The organism is Serratia sp. GW822-FHT06E05 (genome assembly GCF_058799445.1).
The window spans coordinates 290,562-312,214 of the sequence record NZ_JBXALM010000001.1 but is presented as its reverse complement, the minus strand read 5'-3'; the positions used below and the strand labels follow the sequence as shown (position 1 = coordinate 312,214).

The following is a 21,653-nucleotide window of genomic DNA, read 5'->3' as shown; positions in this document are numbered from 1 at the left end:
CTCTTGTTGATTAAGGATCCGCCATGATGTTCACCCCGCTTACCCTGCCTAACGGCAGCGTCCTTCCCAACCGCCTGGCAAAAGCCGCGATGGAAGAAAATATGGCCGACGTCGGCCAAGTGCCTGGCCCGGCATTGTATCGTTTATACCAGAGCTGGGCGCAAGGTGGTGTTGGCCTGATCATTACCGGTAATGTCATGATCGACGGTCGTGCAATGACGGGGCCCGGTGGCGTGGCTCTTGAGGCCAATACCCCGCTTGCCCCGTTTACGGCTTGGGCCAAATCCGCACGCCAGACCGGTGCGCAGGTTTGGATGCAGATTAACCATCCTGGCCGCCAGGTCATGGCAAGTATGGGGGGCGAAGCCTGGGCACCGTCGGCCGTTCCCGTGGAAATGGGTAAGCACAGCAAGTTATTCGCACAACCGACGGCCATGAGCCAGGCGCAGATCGATGAGGTGATCGAACGTTTTGCTACCACTGCTTATGCTGCCGAACAGGCTGGATTTACTGGCGTACAAATCCACGCAGCACACGGCTATCTGCTCTCGCAATTTTTGTCTCCCTTGACCAATAGACGTCACGATCAATGGGGTGGCAGCCTGGCTAATCGTGCTCGCTTACTGTTAGAGGTCGTGGGAGCCGTGCGTGAACGTGTCTCGCCAAGCTTTTGCGTTTCGATCAAGCTGAACTCGGCCGATTTTCAGCGCGGTGGCTTCTCTGAAGAAGATGCGCAACAAGTGATTTTGTTGCTGAATGAATTGCCTATCGACCTGATTGAACTGTCAGGAGGCAGCTACGAAAGCCCAGCGATGCAGGGTAACGCCGCGGATGGACGCACATTGGCGCGCGAAGCCTATTTTTTGGAGTTTGCCCGCGATCTGGCCGCCATCGCCCACATGCCGGTGATGACGACGGGAGGTATCGCCCGTAAGTCCGTGGCGCAACAAGTACTGGATAGCGGCGTCGCCGTGGCGGGTATAGCAACAGCCATGGCACAGGTTCCTGACCTGCCGCTCCAGTGGAAAGCCGGTAATGAACCTTATGCACTGCCAAAACCGGTAACATGGAAAAATAAAACCATGGCAGGCTTGGCTCGAATGGCTTTGGTCACTCGCCGCTTACGCGCACTGGGCGAAGGGCATACTCGTGCCAGCCATTATTCCCCCCTGTTTACATTAATCATCAACCAGTTACGGACCAAGCGCATCACCCGGCGTTATCGTGAATGGCGCCAGCAGCGGGCCTAAGCCATCTCGTTACGTGCGCCCTGCCAGCAAAAAATTAACTGAATAAAATTCGATCGCTTCGCCCTGCTTATCGGGTGAAGCGTTGAGTTACCCTCTCTGTGAGGCGGCAATGGCAATCGTAAGCCATGGAAAGTACTCGCTCACGACTGCCGCAAAAGGACTGCCTTAGATAATGTATGAAAGTAAAAAGGTCATCCCTAAAGCCAGCACCGAAGCGATAAAGGTTGCCGTGGTGTAGTACTTGAACGTTTCATTGAGCGTTGCGCCGCAATACTGTTTCACCAGCCAGAACAATGAATCGGTCACTATGGTGCAACCGATAGCGCCAGAGCCTATGGCAATGGTCACGATCTCCGGGCTGACGTCAGGATAGAGTGCTAACATTGGTGCGACAATGGCCGTTGCTCCCATCATGGCAACGGTGGCGGAGCCCACTGCCGCATGAAGAATAAGCGCGACTAACCATGCCAACAAGATCGGATGCATATGCAGGTTGGAAAGCATTAACGCCAGGGTGTCCGCTAAGCCGCTGCTCTTCAATATGCTGTTGAAGGCCCCGCCCGCGCCGATGATCAACAAGATATTGGCTATAGAAGCAAAACCCGTTTCCGTGTGGCGCAACAGCGTACTCATCCCCATATGACGGCGGATGCCCAGAACGTAATAGGCCGCAAACACGGCAATGAACATGGCGATAATCGGGTTGCCGATAAACTCCATCAGGCCAAACAGACGCCCTTCTTTAGCCAGGTTCAACTCTGCTACCGTCTTCACCAACATCAGCACAATCGGCAATAGCACCGTAAACAACGTTGCCCGCAGCGAAGGCAGCTCATGTTCTTCTCGCACGGTCAGATTGGAAAATTCGGGCGGTACCGGCTTAAACGGCAAGCGTTTCCCCAGCATTTTCAAGAACAACGGCCCACCGACCAGAGACGCCGTTAAACCGACGAGAAGACCGTAAACAATCACCGTTCCTACGTCTGCACCCAGCTTATTGGTCACAAACAGCGCCGCAGGATGTGGAGGAACGACGCAATGCACTGCCATCAATGCAGTACAAAGCGGTATGGCCAGTTTAAGCAGTGAGGTGCCGGTTTTTCTGGCGATGGAAAAAGCCAATGGAATCAATAACACCACGCCCACTTCGACAAACAGTGTGATGCCGCAAACCAAGCCTACCAATACCATAATGACATCGACGGAAAGCCAGCGGCAGCGCTGCAGCGCGATACCAATGCGTTCTGCAGCACCGGAAACCTCCATCATCTTGCCAAGAATGGTGCCCAGCCCAATCACCGCAGCCAGGAATCCTAGCGTGCTGCCAATGCCATTTTCTATGGCATTGACCATATCAATCGGGCCCATCCCCATCATGCCACCGACAAAAAAGCTCGCTAACAACAACGCTAAAAAAGGATGAAACTTGAACTTTACGATGGTCAAAATGATGAGTGCAATACTGGCGATCAGCGTGCCGGCAACCCAAATGTGTGAATCCATGGCCCATATCCCCTGTCATTGAATTGTCTTTATTGGACAGGAAAACGACGATCGGTGACAAACGATAAAAATCTCACCTCACATGAGTAAAACAGAATCAAACGAGTGACTTGCGCCAAGAAATGGCGCAATTTAGCGACATGCATCAACTTTACTCACCAAACTGATGCGTAGAATGCAGGTTTTTATACTTTCAGGGGGAAATATGTCGGGGAACCATCTGCTAACGGGTCAGCACCGATCGCTTAATGGCTGGCAGCTCTCACGGCTGTTTACATTTGAAGTGGCGGCTCGACACGAGTCTTTCGCCATGGCGGCGGATGAACTGTCGGTGAGCCCCAGTGCGGTAAGCCATACCATTAATCAGCTAGAAGCAAATCTCGGCTTAAAGTTGTTTATTCGTTCTCATCGGAAAGTTGAACTCACCGCTGAAGGTGAACGGGTTTTTTGGGCGTTAAAAACATCATTGGGTACCCTGAACCAGGAAATATTGGATATCAAGAACCAGGCGCTGTCAGGCTCCCTGACGGTTTACTCCCGGCCGTCGATCGCCCAGTGTTGGATCGTGCCAGCCCTGGCCGATTTTTCTCGGCGTTATCCCGCCATCAACCTGACTATTCTGACTGGCAATGAAAACGTCAATTTCCAGCGGGCAGGCATTGATCTGGCCGTTTATTTTGATGCGACTCCCTCATCACAGCTTCATTACCAATACCTGATGGATGAGGCAATTATTCCCGTATGCAGCCCGGAATATGCAGCCCAATTTGAGCTGGTCAATTTTCCCGGCAACCTCTCACACTGCACCCTCCTCCACGATCGTCAGGCCTGGAGCTATGATTCTGGTACGGATGAATGGCACAGCTGGGCTCAACATTTCGGTGTCAATCTGGATACCTCGCCGGGAATAGGATTCGATCGCTCCGATCTGGCCGTCACTGCGGCAGTGAACCACGTTGGCGTCGCCATGGGGCGTAAGCGACTTATCCGCAAGCAACTCAGTACCGGCGAGCTGGTTGCGCCATTGCCCAAAATGGAGCTGAAATGCGATCAGCACTATTATGTATCAACGCTTTCCGACCGTCAGTGGCCAAAAATTGATGCCTTCATCGTTTGGTTAAAATCGCTAGGTGAATTGCCGTTGGAATGACCAATATCAATTCACCCAGCGCCTGAGATTCCTTATTATCCCGCTGAAAAGAGCAACAGCGATTGTGGCAAAAAAATCAGCCAAGCGGGATATATCACCACTCTTGCTGTTAGTATTATTAATTCCACGCGCTCACAATATATCCAAACAGTTAAAATGGTTGATAACGTGAACCAAACGGCAATTTCTTTTATCAATAACCCAACCATGCAGAAAATGTTTTAACATTTGCAGCATAAAACAGTACAATTCCGTCCGTTAATTTTGCACTGTTTTAGGATATATGTGTCGTTAATTCGGACTGCCACATCGCGAAGCCATCTCCCGGCCTGTCTGGGGATTTTTGCGATCCTGATGTTGTTCATCGCCCCGGTGATCTCTCGATCGCTGGAGCATGCGCGCGTGGGGCAATCTGAAACGGTCGCAATGACAGACTGCGGCATGGATATGTCTGCACATGGCCATCATCCGCCGCCGGAGCCTGGCGCACAAAGCATGACGATGACCATGCAGACTGGCAGCCATAATATGGCGATGATGATGGATGACAGCGCCTGCGGTTACTGTGTATTGCTGATCCATGCTCCCTTGTTAGACTTGGCCAGTTCACCGCTATTCTGGTCTGGTTCGCTGTTGTCGCGCGCCCCTCCGCTGCATTATATCTTCCCGCTATTCGCCCATGTGATCCACTCCGAGTCCCAACCTCGCGCTCCACCAGCATCGCTTCCGTTGATTTAAAAATAAATAGGCTGCAGCCAAATTATTCCTGTTGAGACTATTCAACCTGGCGGGTTATTTACGCCTGTCGGAATTCCCCACTGCACTCAATAAACATCGCAACCCTGTTGGCATTATTCTCACGCCAAAACCGGGCCAAAGCTTATTAACGGCGGCATGATACTCCGGGTTTCACTGCGCCTAAATAACCGACTGTTGCGATGTAAAAGTATTTTTAGCGTCAAAATTGACATTAAGGAACGATGATGTTCGGAAAAACCAACAATTATAAGAAGCGCCCTCTCTCCCTGCATATTACTGCGGCTATGCCGCTGTTTGTCCTGGCGGGCTTCAATGCTCATGCTGCACAACAGCCCCAGCATGAAGTGGCGGTAAAGGCCAATGATGGTGACGTGATCACCGTCACCGCACCGCTCTATTCGCCGATGACGATAGTGACCTCACCGAAAACCCCTCGCCAGCCAGTGCCTGCCAGCGACGGTTCGGATTATCTGAAAACTATCCCGGGTTTCTCACAGATCCGTAATGGCGGCACCAATGGCGACCCGGTGTTTCGCGGCATGTTTGGATCCAGGCTGAAAATTTTGACCGACGGTGGCGAAATGTTGGGTGCCTGTCCTTCACGAATGGACGCGCCGACTTCCTATATTTCACCAGAAAGTTATGACCTGTTGACGATTACCAAGGGGCCGCAAACGGTGCTTTGGGGCGCAGGATCCTCTGCCGGTACGGTGCGCTTTGAACGAGAACGTCCGCAGTTTGATAAACCAGGCATCAAAGGCAACGCCAGCATGCTGGCCGGTTCCAACGGCCGTTGGGATGAAAACATTGATGCCAGCCTGGGCGGTGAACAAGGTTATCTGCGCCTGATGGGCAATAAATCACGCTCTCATGATTACCAGGACGGCAATGGCGATCGCGTGCCCTCTCGCTGGGACAAATGGAATGGCGATCTGGCACTGGGCTGGACTCCGGACACCGATACCCTGCTGGAAGTGACCATGGGTCGGGGTAATGGTGAAGCGCGCTATGCCGGGCGTAGTATGGATGGTTCGCAGTTCAAGCGCGAAAGCCTGGGCATGCGGGTAGAAAAATCCAATATTGGCGAGGTGTTCGACAAGCTGGAAGCCCAGGTGTATTACAACTACGCCAACCATATTATGGATAACACCACCCTGCGTTCACCCGGCCAAGGCGGCATGGCGATGGGACACATGGGCATGGGGATGCCTATGCACGCAGGCATGACCATGCAGTTGGATCGTCGCACCGTCGGCGGTCGAGTGATGGGAACCTGGCTGTGGCAAGATTTTAAGTTGGAAAGCGGTATGGATACGCAAACCAACACGCATCGCAACAAACGGGGTAACGCCTGGCAAGAGGATGCGCAGTTCCATAACTACGGTGCCTTTGGTGAACTGACCTGGAGCGCGACCGAACAGAGCAAGATCATCAGCGGTGCTCGCCTCGATCGCACCCTGGTGGATAACTACAAAACCGGCAACGACACTGAGCGTTCCGATACGCTGCCGAGCGGTTTTAGCCGTATTGAGCACACATTGGCCGGCATGCCGTTGATGCTGTACGCAGGGATCGGCTATACCGAGCGTTTCCCCGACTATTGGGAGCTGTTCTCCCCGACATTTGGGCCTGGCGGCAACAAGAGTGCGTTTGACAGCGTGAAGAGTGAAAAAACCACGCAGATCGATATCGGTGCTCAATATACCGATAAGCGGTTTAACAGCTGGATATCGGCTTATGTTGGCCATGTGAATGACTTTATCTTGTTCAAATACGATCCGCATCACGCCCGTATCAGCCAGGCCGATAACGTTAATGCCACCATCATGGGCGGTGAAATGGGTATGGGTTACCAGTTGACCGAACACTGGAAGACCGATGCCAGCCTGGCTTATGCCTGGGGGAAAAACACCAGCGACAACCAGCCGTTGCCGCAAATTCCACCGTTGGAGGCTCGCTTTGGTTTAACCTACGAACGAGGCGACTGGAGCAGTACCGGCCTGTGGCGGGTGGTCAGCAGTCAGCACCGCGTAGCCATCAATCAGGGCAACGTGGTCGGTAAAGACTTTGCCGACAGTCCGGGTTTTGGCGTGCTGTCCGCCAATGTTGCTTACAAGGTGAACTCGCACGTCAAGCTCAGCACCGGCCTGGATAACATTCTCAATAAAACCTACAGCGAACACCTGAATCTTGCAGGTAACAGTACCTTCGGCTATTCATCGAATACGTCGGTCAATGAACCGGGCCGTACCCTGTGGGCCAAGGTGAATATCACCTTCTAACCAGGTGCTATGGGGCGGTGTATGCATGCCACCGCCCCATGTTTGTTATTGCTCCGCGCGCTGATTTTGTTATTCACGGGCAATTTGCTGAAATACAGCCGCCCACATGCCTGAAACCGTGCAGATATCTTTATGCAAGCGACGAGACAATATGCTCTCGCAGCCATTGATGCGCCGGATCGCGATGGGCACGATCATGCCATAGCATGGTCATCTCGAAGCCCGGCAGCTCGACGGGCGGCTCCACCACCTGCAACGCGCTATTATTGCGTACCAGACGTGACGGCAGCATGGCCACCAGCTCTGAGGTTGCCAGCACCGACATCACAAACAGAAAATGCGGTACGGAAAGCACCACTCGCCGGGTCAAACCGGCTTCCGCCAACACTTTGTCGGTGATACCGAAAAAGCCCCCGCCGTCCGGCGAAACTATCACATGTTCCAGCTCACAAAACTCAGCCAGTGAAGGTGGTTTTTGCAAGCCTGGGTGTCCGGCTCGTCCCACCAGCACGTAGCGTTCGCTAAACAAAATTCGTTGTCGCAAATGGGCTGGAGCCCCTTCACGGGTATGAAAGGCCAAATCTATCTCACCCTGCTCCGCCTGCCTGGCGATGCGTGAAGGCACTGTCTCGATCACTGCCAGTCTGCTGTTCGGTGCCGCAGCCCGCAGGCCCATCAACGCCGGCTGAACAATGGTCGACTCGCCATAGTCAAAAGCCGCTACGCGCCAGGTATTTTCAGCCACTTTGGGATCAAAGGGCGCTGAAGGTGACACCGCCTGTTCCAGTGCTTCAAGTGCCTGCCGCAGCGGTTCGCGTAACTCGTCGCCGCGTGCGGTGGGCCGCATTCCTCGTGGCCCCGGCAACAGCAGCGGATCGTTAAAGATGTCTCTGAGTTTGGCGAGATGCACACTGACCGCCGGTTGTGAGAAGTTTAAACGTTGTGCCGCCCGGGTAACGTTGTGCTCTGAAAGCAAGGCGTCCAGCGTGACCAGCAGGTTAAGATCCAGACGTCTGATATTATTCATGCTAATACCTGTAATATTAGAAATTCATTTCTAATATACCTTGCAGCAGCCTAACCTGCCTCCATCAATCAATGGAGGTTCCACAATGAATGTTTTAATCGTCTACGCCCACCCTGAACCGCAGTCATTAAATGGTTCACTCAGGGATTTTTCAGTACAGCGGCTCGAAGCTGCCGGCCATGCGGTGCAAGTTTCCGATCTGTATGCCATGCAATGGAAAGCGACGCTCGACGCCAATGACAGTACGGCCCAACCCGGTGATCGTTTCAATCCGTCGCTCGATTCCCAGCAGGCTTTTGCTCAGGGTTTACAGAGCAAAGACATTGAACTGGAACAGGAAAAGCTGCTGTGGGCCGATACGGTGATCTTGCAGTTTCCGCTGTGGTGGTTTTCGATGCCGGCGATCCTTAAAGGCTGGGTTGAACGCGTCTATGCCTACGGATTTGCCTATGGCGTCGGCGAGCACTCTGATGTCCGTTGGGGGGATCGTTATGGTGAAGGCACCCTCGCCGGTAAACGCGCGATGTTGATTGTCACTACCGGCGGATGGGAGTCGCACTATGCGCAACGCGGCATCAATGGCCCGATCGATGACATTCTGTTCCCTATCCAACATGGCATCCTGCATTATCCCGGTTTCGAAGTGCTGCCGCCCTTTGTTCTTTATCGTACCGGCCGGGTTGATCAAGCGCGCTTTGCCGAGGCTTGTAACGCACTGGGGCAACGCCTCGATGAATTGGAGCAAACCTCGCCTATTCCCTTCCGTAGGCAGAATGCGGGCGAGTACGAGATCCCGGCATTGACGCTGAAACCCGATATTGCTCCCGGGCGTAAGGGCTTTAGCGCGCATATTGAATAATTAATGCGTGCTCGCCACCGATGGAGAGAAACAACGGGGTAAACGCAGCGAGGAGAGTAAGGCTAAGAAGGCCCGGTGGACCGGGCCAGAGGCAAGATTATTTTTCCAGCGGATAAATGGTGCCGGCGTTCATGATGCCGTTGGGATCGTAGACTTCCTTCAACGCCTTCAGGATGTAATAGGCGCTGCCGTGTTCGTCTTTGGTCCAATGCGTACGATGTTTGCCGATGCCGTGGTGGTGTACCATAGAACCGCCCTGTTTTAGGGTTTCTTCGACGATAATCTTGTTCAACGGATTATGGTACTTGTCGATCTCCTCTTCCGGTTTGCAATCCACCACGTTGTAATCGTAAACGAAGTACATGTTGGTGCCATTGATGTAACTGTGTGAAGAGTGGCCGCCCAGCATGGTGATGTCATCGGCATGTGGGAATTCCGCGCGTATTCTGCGGATCACATTCTCGTAGATGGTATGGATGCTGGCCCAGTCGCTGGAAACTTCGGTGGTGAACCCCATGTTGTTGGTTTTCATGATCTGCAGGCGTTCCGCCGCCACCTTCTCCGGCCCCCAGTTCAGGTTATTGAACCACTGCTCAATCAGCTTGCTGTCCACTTTGTGGCATTCTGCGTGACTTTGCACAATTGCCTCAATGCCTGCCCCTGTCGCCTGCGCAATGCCTTTTGCACCTTCTGCCATAAAGATCAGCACGCATTTGCCCTGGGCAAAATGGGTAAAGTGCTGGGTACCGTCCTCGACGTCATACAGACGGGCGATTGACGGGCGATAGCCATCGACCATAACTTCCCGCAGGATATCAAAGCCGGTCTGCATATTGTCGAGGGTATAACCGTAGAACAGGTTGTTTTCCGGCGTGTACTTGAAAATTTTCACCGTCACTTCGGTAATGAAGCACAGTGCCCCTTCATTGCCGATGATCACGTGGCGAATATCAGGCCCGGCGGCACGGCGTGGCACATTTTTGATGCGCGTAATCGTGCCGTTCGGGAAGACCGCTTCCAACCCGACCACCATATCTTCAATCGCGCCATATAGCGTAGAGAGTTGACCGATGCTGCGCGTCGCGACCAGACCGCCCATTTGCGCCAGCGGCTTGGACTGCGGCGAATGTCCGGTAGTGTAACCCTGGGCGCGCAGTTGGTTTTCCAGTACTTCCAGCGATACGCCACACTGGGCCGTTGCCTGCATGTTGCGAATATCGATGCTGACGATCTGGTCCAATCCCGAGCCATCCAGCACCACCGAGTTTTTGACCACCGTCTCCAGCCCGCCCTCGGTGGCGGATGCGCCGGTACGCGGCACGCAGTTGATGCGATTTTCGTTCATAAATTTCAGCACATCCGCGACCTGCTGGGTATTTTCCAGCTTAACCACGGCTGCCGGCAACGGTAGAGTGAAGACGCCATGAATATCGGCATATTTGCGGAAACGGTCCACGCTGTTTTTCTTCAACGTTTCCTCGTCGGTAATGACCCGCTCTGGGCCCACAATTTCTTTTAAATGAGTGACAATAGCTTCACGAGTCAGAGACATGGTTACTCCTTCCTGTTAATAAGAATATAAAATGTAATTTAGATAAAACGGAGAGTGCTCCGCTTATTTAACGAACCAGATAACCACCATCGACCACCAGCAAATGGCCATTAACATAATTTGATGCCCTGCTGGCTAAAAATACCATTGCCCCCATTAAATCTTGTGTGTCACCCCAGCGGTTGGCAGGAATATGTTCCAATACGCGCCTGTTGGTTTCCGGATTACTTCGGGTTTCTGCGGTAATGTCGGTAGCGTAATAACCCGGTGCAATACCGTTGACCTGAATATTATATTGCCCCAGTTCATCACAATAAGCTTTGGTAAAACCAGCCAGGGCATGTTTAGTGGCAGAATAAGCCGGGGACCATTGACCGCCAAGGTAAGAAAAGAGAGAGCAAATATTGATGATCTTACCCTGCTGGTTGGGGATCATCACTTTGGCGGCTTCGTAGCTCATTTCAAAGGCGGCCGTCAGATTGATGTCGATCATCGGATCCCAGTCAGCGCGGCCAAAATCCTGCACCTTGTTCAGTTTGCAGATGCCCGCATTGTTGACCAGAATATCCACGGACCCGAAGTGCGCCAGGCATTCGGCGATGACCCTGGACGGCGCGCCTTTCTCGGTGATATCCACCTGCATAAAGGCCACGCGCACGCCCTGTTGTTCAATAATTTCACGGGTTTGCCCCTGATCCATCACAAAGCTGGGAATAAACAGATTCGCCCCGGCCTTGGCCAGCGCCACGGCAAACGCCTGCCCCAGCCCACTGTTGCCGCCGGTGACAATCGCCGTCTTCCCCTTCAGCGAAAAGAAATCCAGTGAGAACGCATTCAACGCATCTAGTGACATGTCCTGACTCCTTAGCCTGGAAAAAAAGCAAAAAAAATGAGAAAAGTAAGCTCCTCTGCACTGGGCAAAGAAGTTACTTTTCTCATCGGCTCTAGTAACTGAGAAGCAAGCTAACATGCCCACTCCGTTCGCTTCCGTGATTGACTTCACAAAATCATTCCATGCTAAAAATAGCGTGATAATAAAAATGACTTGTCTCACTGAGTAATTACCCCTTGATAACAGCCCGCCAATTCTCATTTTAGGCTTTTGTGATAACAATCACGGATATTATTCCCGACGACGTGCTATTTGTTAGGGCAGTTACTGAATGAGCCCAAGAGAAAAGTAACTTCCCGTAATGCGGGGAGCTTGCTTTTCTCTTTTTTTGTTTGACAATTTAATGGGAATGCCGCATGAAGAAATCAAATTTCCGCCGTTGGTTAACCCTGGCAATAATAAGTATTAGTGGCGGCGTTAGTTTTGATCTGGCCTATTTACGCTATATCTATCAAATACCCATGGCGAAGTTTATGGGTTTTTCCAATACCGAAATAGGTTTGATTATGAGCACCTTCGGTATTGCCGCCATTATTCTTTATGCCCCCAGTGGCATTGTCGCCGATAAGTTTTCCCACCGTAAGGTCATGACTTTCGCCATGATCGCGACCGGCTTGCTAGGTGGACTGATGGCGTTTTACCCGCCTTTCTGGGTGATGATCCTGATACAGGTAGCATTCGCCATTACCACCATTCTGCTACTCTGGTCCGTTTCCATCAAGGCGGCGTCACTGCTCGGCAACCATGAGGAACAGGGCAAAATCATGGGCTGGATGGAGGGGTTAAGAGGCGTCGGCGTAATGGCGCTGGCGGTGTTCACCATGTGGATCTTCTCTTTATTCGCTACCGAGGATCCCAACAGCCTCAAAGCGGTTATCCTGATTTACAGCGGCGTATATATTCTGCTCGGCGTGCTTTGCTGGTTCTTCGTCAGCGAGGGTTCTTCCCAGACCGCAAGCAGCAGTACCGAGCCCTCACCTCCCTTTAGCCTCGGTGACATCCTGAGAGTGCTCAAGGTCAGCAGCACCTGGTATTGCAGCATGATCATCTTCGGCGTCTACACCATTTACGCCATCCTGAGTTACTCGACCAATTACCTGACCGAAATGTATGGCATGACGCTGGTTGCCGCCAGCTACATGGGGATTGTGATTAACAAGATATTCCGCGCCATCTGTGGTCCGCTCGGGGGATTGATCACCAGCCACAGTCGGTTGAAATCGCCGACCCGGGTGATTCAACTGCTGGCGCTGGTCAGCCTGATCACGCTGGGCGCCTTGTTAGTCACCAATCAACAACCGGGCTCGGTCGCCGTGGGTATCGGTTTGATCTTGTTATTGGCTTTTGCCTGCTATGCCTCGCGCGGGCTGTATTTCGCCTGTATTGGTGAAGTCCGTACGCCCAAATTCATTATGGGCACTACGGTGGGGATCTGCTCGGTGATCGGTTTTCTGCCGGATGTGTTTGTCTACCCGTTGGTTGGGCATTGGCAAGACACCCTGCCAGCAGCCGAGGCTTATCGCAATATGTGGCTGATGGGGCTGACCGCCACCGGATTGGTAGTGGTGTTTACATACCTGTTGTTCAACAAGATTAAAACGGCCGATGCAAAAACAACAACCATAAAACCCCTGGTCGGTTAATGGATTTTCCTTGAGGAGCGAACGCATGAAGAAGCAGTATTTGATGGGGGTGGACGTTGGCACCCAAAGCGCAAAAGTGGTGATTTTTGATTTGGACGGCAACGTCATTTGCGAAGGGAAACAGCAACTGCGCAAGCTGGAGATCCCCGCACCGCTGCTGGCGGAGCATCCGGATGATGACCTCTGGGACGCCCTAAAGGTGGCGTTTCGTCGCGTCATGCAGCGTTTTGCTGAATACGGTGGTCAGCAGCAGGACATCCTGTCGATGGGGATTTGCATCGTTCGCTGCTGCCGTGCGCTGCTAAAAGAAAACGGTGAGCTGGCCTACCCGGTGATCAACTGGATGGATAAGCGCCTCAACAAGCCCTATGAGTATATAGATGCCTACCGGGAGGTGCGCTATATCACCACCACCTCGGGATATATTACCCATAGGCTGACCGGCGAGTTCAAAGACACCTGCGCCAATTACATCGGTTGGTGGCCGATGGACAATGATTGCTTGGACTGGAGCACGGATCCGGCGGTCTGGCAAAGCTGCAATCTGACGCGCGATCGGGTACTGGACGTGGTGAAGCCGGGGGAAATTCTCGGTTATCTCAGCGAACGCGCGGCGCAGCAAATCGGTTTGCCGGCAGGTCTCCCGGTGGTCGCGACCGCGCACGATAAAGCGGTAGAGGCTCTGGGGGCCGGTTCGCTGGACGAAGGTGTCGCGCTTATCTCCCTTGGCACCTATATCGGCGCCATGGTGCACGGCCATGCCAACGTGAAAAACGCACGTCATTTCTGGCCGTTCCAGGCATCGATCCCCGGCCGTTATTTGTATGAATGCATGGGCGTGCGTCGCGGTATGTGGACCATAAGCTGGTTTCGCGACCAGTTTGGCGCGGCTGCGTTGTCTGCGGCCCATGACGCAGGGGTTAGCATCGAGGAACTGTTGAACCACGAGGCCGAACGGGTGCCCGCGGGCTGTGAAGGTTTGATCACCGTGCATGACTGGGCACCGCCATCAGAAGCCGAATACCGCAAAGGCGCGATGATTGGCTTCGATGGCCGTCATACTCGGGCGCACATCTACCGCTCTATTCTGGAGGGTATCGCCTTCACCATGAAAAACCATATGGATAAAATGGCGCAGGAACTGAATACGCCCTTCCGCAGCCTGATCATCTCCGGCGGCGGTGCCAACAGCGATTTGTTTATGCAAATTTTCGCCGACGTGTTCGGTATCCCGACGCGTCGGAACCTGATGAGCGGCTCTGCCGCGGTGGGATGCGCCATCAATGCCGGTATGGCGATTGGTGCGTTCGACAGCTATCAGCAGGCCACCGAAAGATTGGTGAAAATCGGCGACGGCTTTACGCCGGACAACCGTAATCACCTTTTTTATCAGCAACTCAATGAGCGGGTTTACCAACAGGTGAACGCACACCTCGATCCGTTATTGCGTGCGCTCAGCCCTCTGGTGGATTAGCTATAACGCCAACTTCCACACGTCATGGTTGGTGGTGGAGACGGCAATCGCTCCGGCTTTTAACGCCGTCTGGGCATCGTCTTCATCACACACCAGGCCCCCGGCGATGATCGGCAAATCGATTTTATCCGCCACCCAACCCAACACTTTCGGCATGCAGCCCGGCAGGATTTCGATGCAGTCCGGCGTGGACTGCGCCACCTGCTTGTCGACGTTATTAAAAGAGATGGAATCGAGGATAAACAGCCGGTGGATGGCATAGAACCCCTGCTGACGCGCGGCTTTGACCATTGAGGTTTTGGTACTGATGATGCCGTCGGCAGCGGTCACGATCTTCAGAAAGTTAATCACGATTTCTTTGTTGGAACTTCCCTCCAACAAATCGACGTGTACAAAGGCGTATTTTCCGGCCTCTTTAATCTGCTGCACGATGCGTCCGATGTTGCAGATATTGCCGTAGAGCACCGAAATAATCCGGCAGTCTGACTTCACCGCCGCCTGCAGGCTTTCATTATCTTTTACGGCGGCAATCACCGGATGCAGTTTTAACAACTCAACAATTGAAGACACGTTATTCCCCTGGTAGGCCCGCAGCAAGAACGGCGGGCAATGCTCATTAACAACAAGGTAACACACCCCTACACCGGTATCTCCACGTCCGCTCACACCGCTGCGATCATGCCCGGCAACGGTTCAGGATACCCTGACCGCTGCCGGATTTCCTGCTGTAGCCAATCGTGAAAATACCCCACCCGGGGCATATCGCGCTTGCCTGCGGGAATTTCCAGCCAGTATCCGTTGCGGCTTTTCAACTCAACCGGCGACAGCAGCACCAGCAGGCCGCTTTGCAATTCATTGCGGATCATCATCCGATCCAACACGGCGTAACCTGCTCCGGTAATACAGGCATTAATCACCTGGTCTTGCGTACTGAACTCCAGCCCGCTTTGCTGGCCGGCAATGGGCTGTCCCGCCGTCGCCAGCCAACAGGGCCAGTTATCCAGGCGAATATCGCCATTCAGGATGTGCAACTGAGGCTGGGTATGCAACGGCGGGAAGCCGCCATCGACCATCAGTAAAGGGCTGCCTACCAACACCAGTCGTTCATGGCATAACCATTCGCCCCGGGCGGCGCAGTCATCCGGATCGCCAAAGCGGATGGCGCAGTCGAAATCGCAATATTTTTGCCGGGTTTCACTGATCAGGGCGATCTGCAACTGGCTGTTACGGCTGCGCAACGCCACCAATCTGGGAGCCAGCCAACGGGTGGCGAAAGTCGGTGCTACCTGCAGGCGCAGGTGCTGTAACGGATTGTGCAGTTGTACATGCTGGATCCCCTCTTCAAGGATATCCAGCGACTGCCGCACTCTTGGCAGCAACGATATCGCGTCCTGCGTCAACGCCAGGCCACTGTGGCTACGGATAAACAGCAACTTGCCCAGGAAGGCTTCAAGCTGCTTGATCTGTCGGCTGGCAGCGCTTTGAGTAATAAATAACGCCTCTGCCGCTTTGCTGAAACTCAGCGTTCGGCAGGTTTCCTCGAATACGCGCAACATACTGAGTGAAGGAAGTTTTCTCACGATACGCGAGGCCTCTGTGCATAAAACAACATGTTAACTATATGTTGCTAATTTGCAGTGATTCACCAGTGTGCATCCCGTTTATTTCCGTAAAACCAGAAGCCGATCACATGCGTTTTCCACCTGAGGGTATGACTAAAACGCACTCGCCGAAGCGCGGGTCTGCTGCCACATTGTTTACGCATTCAAAACATAAAACCAACAATAACCCCACACCACTCCAACTGGAGGACAGGGCAATGCAACATCTGACATCACAACAAATACGTATGGATGACGTACCGTTAAACCGATTCCATCTCAAAATCGCCGGGCTGACTTTCGGCGCCCACTTCACCGACGGCTATGTACTGGGCGTCATAGGTTTCGCCCTGGCGCAAATCAAACCGCAAATGGGGATCTCCGCCTTTTGGGAAGGCATGTTGGGCAGTTCAGCGCTGATCGGCCTGTTTATCGGCAGTTTGCTGCTCGGCTGGGTGGCCGACTACATCGGCCGGCAAAAAATATTCTGCTTTAGCTTTGTGGTGATCACCCTGGCCTCGGCGCTGCAATTTTTCGCCACCACGCCGGAACAACTCTTCTTGCTGCGGGTGCTGGTCGGCGTCGGATTAGGCGGCGACTTCTCCGTGGGCCACACCATGCTGGCCGAATTTTCTCCCCGTAAACACCGTGGCGTACTGCTGGGATCTTTCAGCGTGATTTGGACTTTTGGCTACGTAGCCGCCGGGTTTGCCGGTCACTTCCTGACGGCGATGGGACCGGATGCCTGGCGTTGGCTGCTCTCTTCTTCCGCCGTGCCGGCCGTCATCATCCTGCTCATGCGGATAGGCACGCCGGAATCTCCCCGCTGGCTGATGGGAAAAGGGCGTCGCGAACAGGCCATGGCCATCGTACACCGCTATTTTGGCCCTAACGTCATGCTGGTCGATGAGGCACCCACCCTCAGTAAACAGCGTTTTTTGTCGCTGTTTGGCCCGGTATATCGTCGGCGCACCGCGTTCAACAGCCTGTTTTTCGTCTGTCTGGTGATCCCCTACTTCGCGATTTATACCTTCTTGCCGTCCATTCTGCAGGTCATGGGCCTGGATCAAAATTTTGCCACTGACTTGTTGCTCAACGGTCTGCTGATCGTCGGTGCACTACTCGGCATTTTGCTGACAATGTTCTGTTCCCGACGTGGCTTCCTGATCGGTTCCTTTGTGTTCCTCGCGGCGTGCTTAGTGTTGCTTAGCCTGATCCCCGTGAGCCAGTCGGCGTGGCTGATCGCACTGTTTGCGGCTTTCACGCTGGTGATGTCGGCGGTCAGCAACCTGGTCGGCGTTTTTCCCGCGGAAAGTTTCCCTACGGAAGTCCGCTCAATGGGCGTCGGGTTCGCCACGTCAATGAGCCGCCTGGGTTCTGCCATCGGCACCGGTTTGTTGCCACTGGCGATTGTCCACTACGGCATGCCCGCCACCACCGGCATTCTGGCCGTGATCTTGATTATCGGCGCGCTGGTCTCCATCGCCTGGGCGCCAGAAACCAAAGGATTAACCCTGGTGGACGCCAGCCAGGATCCGGCGCAGCGCGCAGACAATGCGTTGGCCGCGTCGATTAAATAACACTATCTGACTGAAAACAGGAGCAATGACGTGGAAATGTATATCGGTGAAGGGTTTGAGGGTAACGGCGTAAACGCCTCGCACATCAATATTTTGATCGGCCCGCGTCATGGCGCGGTAGGTCAGGCGTTCGCATCCAGTCTGGCCTCCCCCAGCCAGGGACACTGCCCCTTTATGGTGGTGGTGAAGCCCAATGTGCCGACCAAGCCTATGACGCTGTACGTCAACAAGGCCGAAATCAGCGGCGAACTGCATGGCAATGCCACCTGGGGCGCCTCCCAGGCGGCCATCGCCAAAGCGGTAACTGAAGCCCTGCTGGAGGGGATCTTGCCGCCAGAGGCCGAAGACCAGTGGTGCATCGTGACCGCCAACTGGGTGAATCCGGCCTGTGATGATCTCGACGAGGTGTATAGGAATAACTATCGCGCCTGTAGCCAGGCGATCCATGCGGCGATGAATCAGTTGCCCAACCGCAGTCAGCTCGCCCAGACTCTGCCGCAGCTGGCGAATCCCTTTTATACCCCGCGTGCCTGAGGAGAACGCCATGGATTACATCAATCTTGGTCAGTGCGGACTGAAAGTTTCCCGCTTGTGTCTCGGCACCATGAACATGGGCAGCAAACAGTGGAAACCCTGGATTTTTGACGAACAGCAAAGTGAGCCGCTGATACGCCACGCGCTCGAATGCGGGATCAACTTCATTGATCTGGCGGATTTTTACTCCAGCGGCGCAGGCGAGGAAGTGGTTGGCCGCATCATTGCGCGCGTGGCTCAGCGCGACGAGCTGGTGTTGACCACCAAGGTTGGTTACCCACTTGGCGGCGGCACCAATAATCAGGGGCATTCCCGCAAGCACATCATGACCAGTATTGACGCCAGCCTGCGTCGCCTGGGCACCGATTATGTCGATATTTACATGCTGCACTACTTTGACGTGAACACCCCCATCGAAGAAACCTGGTCGGCGATGAACGATATCGTCCGTTCAGGCAAAGCGCGGTATGTCGGCGTCTCAACCATGTATGCCTGGCAATTGGCGAAAATCCTGTGGATGTGCGAGCGGCAGGGGTTCGTCAAACCCATCAACATGCAATTGCAGCTCAACTGCGCCTACCGCGAAGAAGAGCGCGAGATGATCCCCTTGTGCCGCGATCAAGGTTTGGGCATTTCGGTGTTCAGCCCGCTGGCGCGCGGTTTGCTCAGTTGCGATTTCAACTCGGTGCGAAACCAAACGGATTTCTTCACTCAGGAGATGTATGCCGATGCGGCTTCGCGCAATGTCGCACACTCCGTCAGCCAGGTGGCGACGCTGCGCGGTCTTCCGCCGGCGCAAATTGCTCAGGCCTGGGTGCTGGGTCACCCGGGAGTGGACTGCATGCTGGTCGGCGCCGACACGGTGCAACAAATAAACAGCGCTGTCAGTGCCTTATTAACCCCGCTTAGCGAAGATGAACGTTATGAGCTGGAACGCCACTACACCCCCTGCGATGTGATTAACGATTACACCGCAGGCAAACGCATTGCACGTGAGAGCCGCCCAACCCGCGGCCTGTTTACCCTGGACAATACCGACACAAGGAACATTGCATGACCTCCTATTCCTCCCTGTTACGCAACGGCTGGTATTGCGACGGCCAATGGCGCAGCGCACCACGGCACTATCCCGTAAACAACCCCGCCAACGGCGAAACGCTGGCCGAGGTCGCCTTTGCAGGTGCCGCAGAAACCGAAGCGGCAATTGCGGCAGCCTCAGCCGCGCTACCCGCCTGGCGCGCCTTGCCGGCAAAAGCGCGATCGCAGATCCTGCAGCGCTGGTTTCAACTGATCGTGGCGCATCAGGCCCCGTTGGCGGAACTGATGGTGGCAGAACAAGGCAAGGTATTGAGCGAAGCCCTGGGGGAAGTGGTCTATGCCGCCAGCTTTATTGAATGGTTTGCCGAGCAGGCCAAGCGCGCCTACGGTCACACCATTCCTGCCACCCAAGCCGGCAACCAAATCCTGACCTTCAAACAGCCGGTTGGCGTCATTGCCGCCATCACGCCGTGGAATTTCCCATTGGCAATGCTGACGCGCAAGCTCGGCCCTGCGCTGGCGGCCGGGTGTACCGCCGTGATCAAACCGGCCAATGAGACCCCGCTTTCCGCCTTTGCGCTGATCGTGCTGGCGGAACAGGCCGGCGTTCCTCCCGGAGTGATTAACGCCGTCTCCGGCGACACCCCGGCGATTGGCACCTCACTGATGGCCAGTTCCCAGGTGCGCAAGGTCTCCTTTACCGGCTCGACCACAGTGGGGAAACTGCTGATGCGTCAGGCGGCGGATACGGTGAAAAAACTGTCGCTGGAACTGGGGGGGAACGCCCCTTTTATCGTGTTTGACGATGCCGACCTGACTGCGGCAGTGGCGGGTGCGATGGCGGCTAAATTCCGCAACAGTGGCCAAACCTGCGTGTGTGTGAACCGCTTCTATATTCAGGACGGCGTTTACGATCGTTTTATCCAGTTATTGACCGAGGCCACCCGGGCGTTGAAAGTGGCCCCCGGCATGACGCCCGGAGCCCAGCAAGGGCCGTTAATCCATCTGAATGCGGTAGAAAAAGTGGAGGCTCACCTGCAGGATGCGTTAAGCCAGGGGGCGCGGCTGATGTGCGGGGGTGAGCGCCATCCGCTCGGAGGAACCTTCTTCCAACCTACGGTATTGGCCGACGCTAATGAACAGATGCGGTTGGCGCATGAAGAAACTTTCGGGCCGCTGGCAGCCTGCTTCCGTTTCCATACCGAAGAGGAAGTGATTCGCCGGGCTAACGACACGCCTTTCGGATTGGCCGCCTACCTCTACACTCGCGATCTGGCGCGTGCATTCCGTGTCACGCGCCAGTTGGAAAGCGGTATGGTGGGCATCAATGAGGGCATTATCTCGACTGAAGTGGCGCCCTTTGGCGGCGTCAAAGAGTCTGGCCTGGGCCGTGAGGGCGCGGATGTGGGGCTCGAGGAGTATCTCGAGACCCAGTATGTCAATTTGGGGCAACTGAGCGGCGAATAAATAGCTGTTCGGTCATCAATTGCCCCCACTGTGTGCCCGGCTGCTCTTCTGCAAGCACGAAACCGACGCTTTCATAAAGATGCCGGGCCGCATCCAGCCCTTTGAAGGTCCACAGATGGGTTTCGTCAAAGGCATGCTCATCGCAAAAACTGACCGCCCGGTTCAGCAACTGGCGGCCAATACCGCTGCCACGCAGGCTGTCATCGATAATAAATGCGCGCAAGTGAGCACGGTTGTCCCCCAAGCTTTCACCATCAATCGAAACAGAGCCGACAATGCGATCGCCCTTCAGCGCGGACCAGGTCTGGTTTAATGGATTCGACAAACGCCCGGCCAGATCGGCCAATGCCGCGCCCACCTTAGCTTCGAAGAAGGCGCCGAAACCCACGGTGCGGGAATAGTATTGCATGTGCATTTCCAGCGTTCTGGCGGTAAACCCCGGCAGATAGCCGCTGACAATCTCGATGGACGTTGCAGCAACCGGCGTTTCTCCCAGGCGATGTGCTCGCAACGCTGTGGCATAGCTCTGCAGTCCATTGGCAATGCTGACGCTGGCGTCTGCCGGTAACTGCTCCAGCGCGGTAAGCACTTGACGATCGGCAAAACGATTGATGCCCGCCAGGGTTTCTCGTCCTTGCGCCGTCAGCCGCAGGATCTTCTCTCTGGCATCTCGCGCGCTGGCCTGCGTTTCCAGCTCCCCGGCTTTGATCAGCTTGTTCAACATGCGGCTGACGCTGGATTTCTCCAGGTTAAGTACGTTGCAAAGCTCAGCGGCGGTATCAACCTGGCGATCGCCTATTTCAATCAACGCATGCACCGCCGATGGCGGCAGTTCGGTTCCTGCCAGGGTATTGCCCATAAAGCCTAGCTCACGCACCAAATGGCGCGACGCATCCCTGATCGGGTGTAAATACGGACTTGGTTGGGTGATTGACATGATCGGCACTCTGATGTGGTTGTATCGTGCAACCATATCAGAGTTATTCAGCAGTGCAAAGGGGCATGAGTCTTACAGGACAGCGGCCCGTCATCAGGCACGCTC

At 54.4% G+C, this 21,653-nt stretch carries 18 protein-coding genes; 11 read left to right on the top strand and 7 right to left on the bottom strand.

Annotation, left to right across the window (positions count from 1 at the left end; translation table 11 throughout):
* Positions 1 to 23: 23 nt before the first annotated feature.
* Positions 24 to 1,250 carry an NADH:flavin oxidoreductase/NADH oxidase family protein gene (locus tag AC1RKC_RS01360; RefSeq protein ID WP_493092217.1) on the top strand — a complete coding sequence of 409 codons (1,227 nt, stop codon included), beginning with the start codon at positions 24 to 26 and terminating at the stop codon, positions 1,248 to 1,250.
* Positions 1,251 to 1,415: 165 nt separating this feature from the next.
* On the opposite strand, the gene dsdX is transcribed toward AC1RKC_RS01360, so the two are convergent.
* Positions 1,416 to 2,753, bottom strand: coding sequence for a D-serine transporter DsdX (dsdX, locus tag AC1RKC_RS01355; protein ID WP_493092218.1), 1,338 nt, complete (start codon positions 2,751 to 2,753; stop codon positions 1,416 to 1,418).
* A 205-nt stretch (positions 2,754 to 2,958) separates the two neighbouring features.
* Here dsdX and dsdC point away from each other — a divergent pair, with 205 nt between their 5' ends.
* The 3 genes from dsdC (at position 2,959) to AC1RKC_RS01340 (ending at position 6,944) form a co-directional block, all read left to right on the top strand.
* The gene (dsdC, locus tag AC1RKC_RS01350) at positions 2,959 to 3,903 is read left to right on the top strand and encodes a DNA-binding transcriptional regulator DsdC (RefSeq protein ID WP_046373530.1); all 945 of its coding nucleotides are present in this window, start codon (positions 2,959 to 2,961) and stop codon (positions 3,901 to 3,903) included.
* A 285-nt stretch (positions 3,904 to 4,188) separates the two neighbouring features.
* Positions 4,189 to 4,641, top strand: coding sequence for a DUF2946 domain-containing protein (locus AC1RKC_RS01345; protein ID WP_075203542.1), 453 nt, complete (start codon positions 4,189 to 4,191; stop codon positions 4,639 to 4,641).
* 242 nt (positions 4,642 to 4,883) lie between these two features.
* Positions 4,884 to 6,944 (top strand): TonB-dependent copper receptor, encoded by a 2,061-nt coding sequence (locus tag AC1RKC_RS01340; RefSeq protein ID WP_181817837.1) that lies wholly within the window; start codon positions 4,884 to 4,886, stop codon positions 6,942 to 6,944.
* Positions 6,945 to 7,074: 130 nt separating this feature from the next.
* Here AC1RKC_RS01340 and AC1RKC_RS01335 read toward each other — a convergent pair whose 3' ends face one another.
* Complete coding sequence (locus AC1RKC_RS01335; protein WP_493092219.1) at positions 7,075 to 7,971, bottom strand: LysR family transcriptional regulator; 897 nt, start codon at positions 7,969 to 7,971, stop codon at positions 7,075 to 7,077.
* 85 nt (positions 7,972 to 8,056) lie between these two features.
* Here AC1RKC_RS01335 and AC1RKC_RS01330 point away from each other — a divergent pair, with 85 nt between their 5' ends.
* The gene (locus AC1RKC_RS01330; RefSeq protein ID WP_493092220.1) at positions 8,057 to 8,830 is read left to right on the top strand and encodes an NAD(P)H-dependent oxidoreductase; all 774 of its coding nucleotides are present in this window, start codon (positions 8,057 to 8,059) and stop codon (positions 8,828 to 8,830) included.
* Between the two features lie 97 nt (positions 8,831 to 8,927).
* On the opposite strand, the gene AC1RKC_RS01325 is transcribed toward AC1RKC_RS01330, so the two are convergent.
* Together AC1RKC_RS01325 and AC1RKC_RS01320 are read right to left on the bottom strand one after the other, a co-directional pair.
* A complete protein-coding gene (locus tag AC1RKC_RS01325) occupies positions 8,928 to 10,382 on the bottom strand; it encodes an FAD-binding oxidoreductase (RefSeq protein WP_046373526.1) in 1,455 nt (484 codons plus the stop codon).
* Between the two features lie 67 nt (positions 10,383 to 10,449).
* The gene (locus AC1RKC_RS01320; RefSeq protein ID WP_046373525.1) at positions 10,450 to 11,235 is read right to left on the bottom strand and encodes an SDR family oxidoreductase; all 786 of its coding nucleotides are present in this window, start codon (positions 11,233 to 11,235) and stop codon (positions 10,450 to 10,452) included.
* A gap of 395 nt (positions 11,236 to 11,630) precedes the next feature.
* On the opposite strand from AC1RKC_RS01320, the gene AC1RKC_RS01315 reads away from it, so the two are divergent.
* Entirely contained in the window at positions 11,631 to 12,917 is a 1,287-nt protein-coding gene (locus AC1RKC_RS01315) for an MFS transporter (protein ID WP_149573249.1), read from the top strand.
* A 25-nt stretch (positions 12,918 to 12,942) separates the two neighbouring features.
* Positions 12,943 to 14,391, top strand: a complete 1,449-nt coding sequence (locus AC1RKC_RS01310; protein ID WP_046373523.1) for an FGGY-family carbohydrate kinase — start codon at positions 12,943 to 12,945, stop codon at positions 14,389 to 14,391.
* Here AC1RKC_RS01310 and AC1RKC_RS01305 read toward each other — a convergent pair whose 3' ends face one another.
* Both AC1RKC_RS01305 and AC1RKC_RS01300 read right to left on the bottom strand, forming a co-directional pair.
* Positions 14,392 to 14,961 carry a glycerol-3-phosphate responsive antiterminator gene (locus AC1RKC_RS01305; RefSeq protein WP_122079378.1) on the bottom strand — a complete coding sequence of 190 codons (570 nt, stop codon included), beginning with the start codon at positions 14,959 to 14,961 and terminating at the stop codon, positions 14,392 to 14,394.
* Between the two features lie 92 nt (positions 14,962 to 15,053).
* The gene (locus AC1RKC_RS01300; protein ID WP_046373521.1) at positions 15,054 to 15,971 is read right to left on the bottom strand and encodes a LysR substrate-binding domain-containing protein; all 918 of its coding nucleotides are present in this window, start codon (positions 15,969 to 15,971) and stop codon (positions 15,054 to 15,056) included.
* Positions 15,972 to 16,210: 239 nt separating this feature from the next.
* Between AC1RKC_RS01300 and AC1RKC_RS01295 the strand changes: the two genes are divergently transcribed.
* The 4 genes from AC1RKC_RS01295 to AC1RKC_RS01280 are packed head-to-tail and all read left to right on the top strand — an operon-like array spanning position 16,211 to position 20,611.
* A complete protein-coding gene (locus AC1RKC_RS01295) occupies positions 16,211 to 17,572 on the top strand; it encodes an MFS transporter (RefSeq protein WP_046373520.1) in 1,362 nt (453 codons plus the stop codon).
* A 30-nt stretch (positions 17,573 to 17,602) separates the two neighbouring features.
* Positions 17,603 to 18,106, top strand: a complete 504-nt coding sequence (gene fae / locus AC1RKC_RS01290; protein WP_144408516.1) for a formaldehyde-activating enzyme — start codon at positions 17,603 to 17,605, stop codon at positions 18,104 to 18,106.
* Between the two features lie 10 nt (positions 18,107 to 18,116).
* A complete protein-coding gene (locus AC1RKC_RS01285; RefSeq protein ID WP_046373518.1) occupies positions 18,117 to 19,163 on the top strand; it encodes an aldo/keto reductase in 1,047 nt (348 codons plus the stop codon).
* Positions 19,160 to 20,611, top strand: a complete 1,452-nt coding sequence (locus tag AC1RKC_RS01280) for an NAD-dependent succinate-semialdehyde dehydrogenase (RefSeq protein ID WP_046373517.1) — start codon at positions 19,160 to 19,162, stop codon at positions 20,609 to 20,611. The genes AC1RKC_RS01285 and AC1RKC_RS01280 overlap by 4 nt, the downstream gene beginning before the upstream one ends.
* Here the strand turns inward: AC1RKC_RS01280 and AC1RKC_RS01275 are convergent.
* Positions 20,583 to 21,548, bottom strand: a complete 966-nt coding sequence (locus tag AC1RKC_RS01275) for a bifunctional helix-turn-helix transcriptional regulator/GNAT family N-acetyltransferase (protein ID WP_046373516.1) — start codon at positions 21,546 to 21,548, stop codon at positions 20,583 to 20,585. The two genes, AC1RKC_RS01280 and AC1RKC_RS01275, sit on opposite strands and share 29 nt — an antisense overlap.
* Positions 21,549 to 21,653 lie beyond the last annotated feature (105 nt).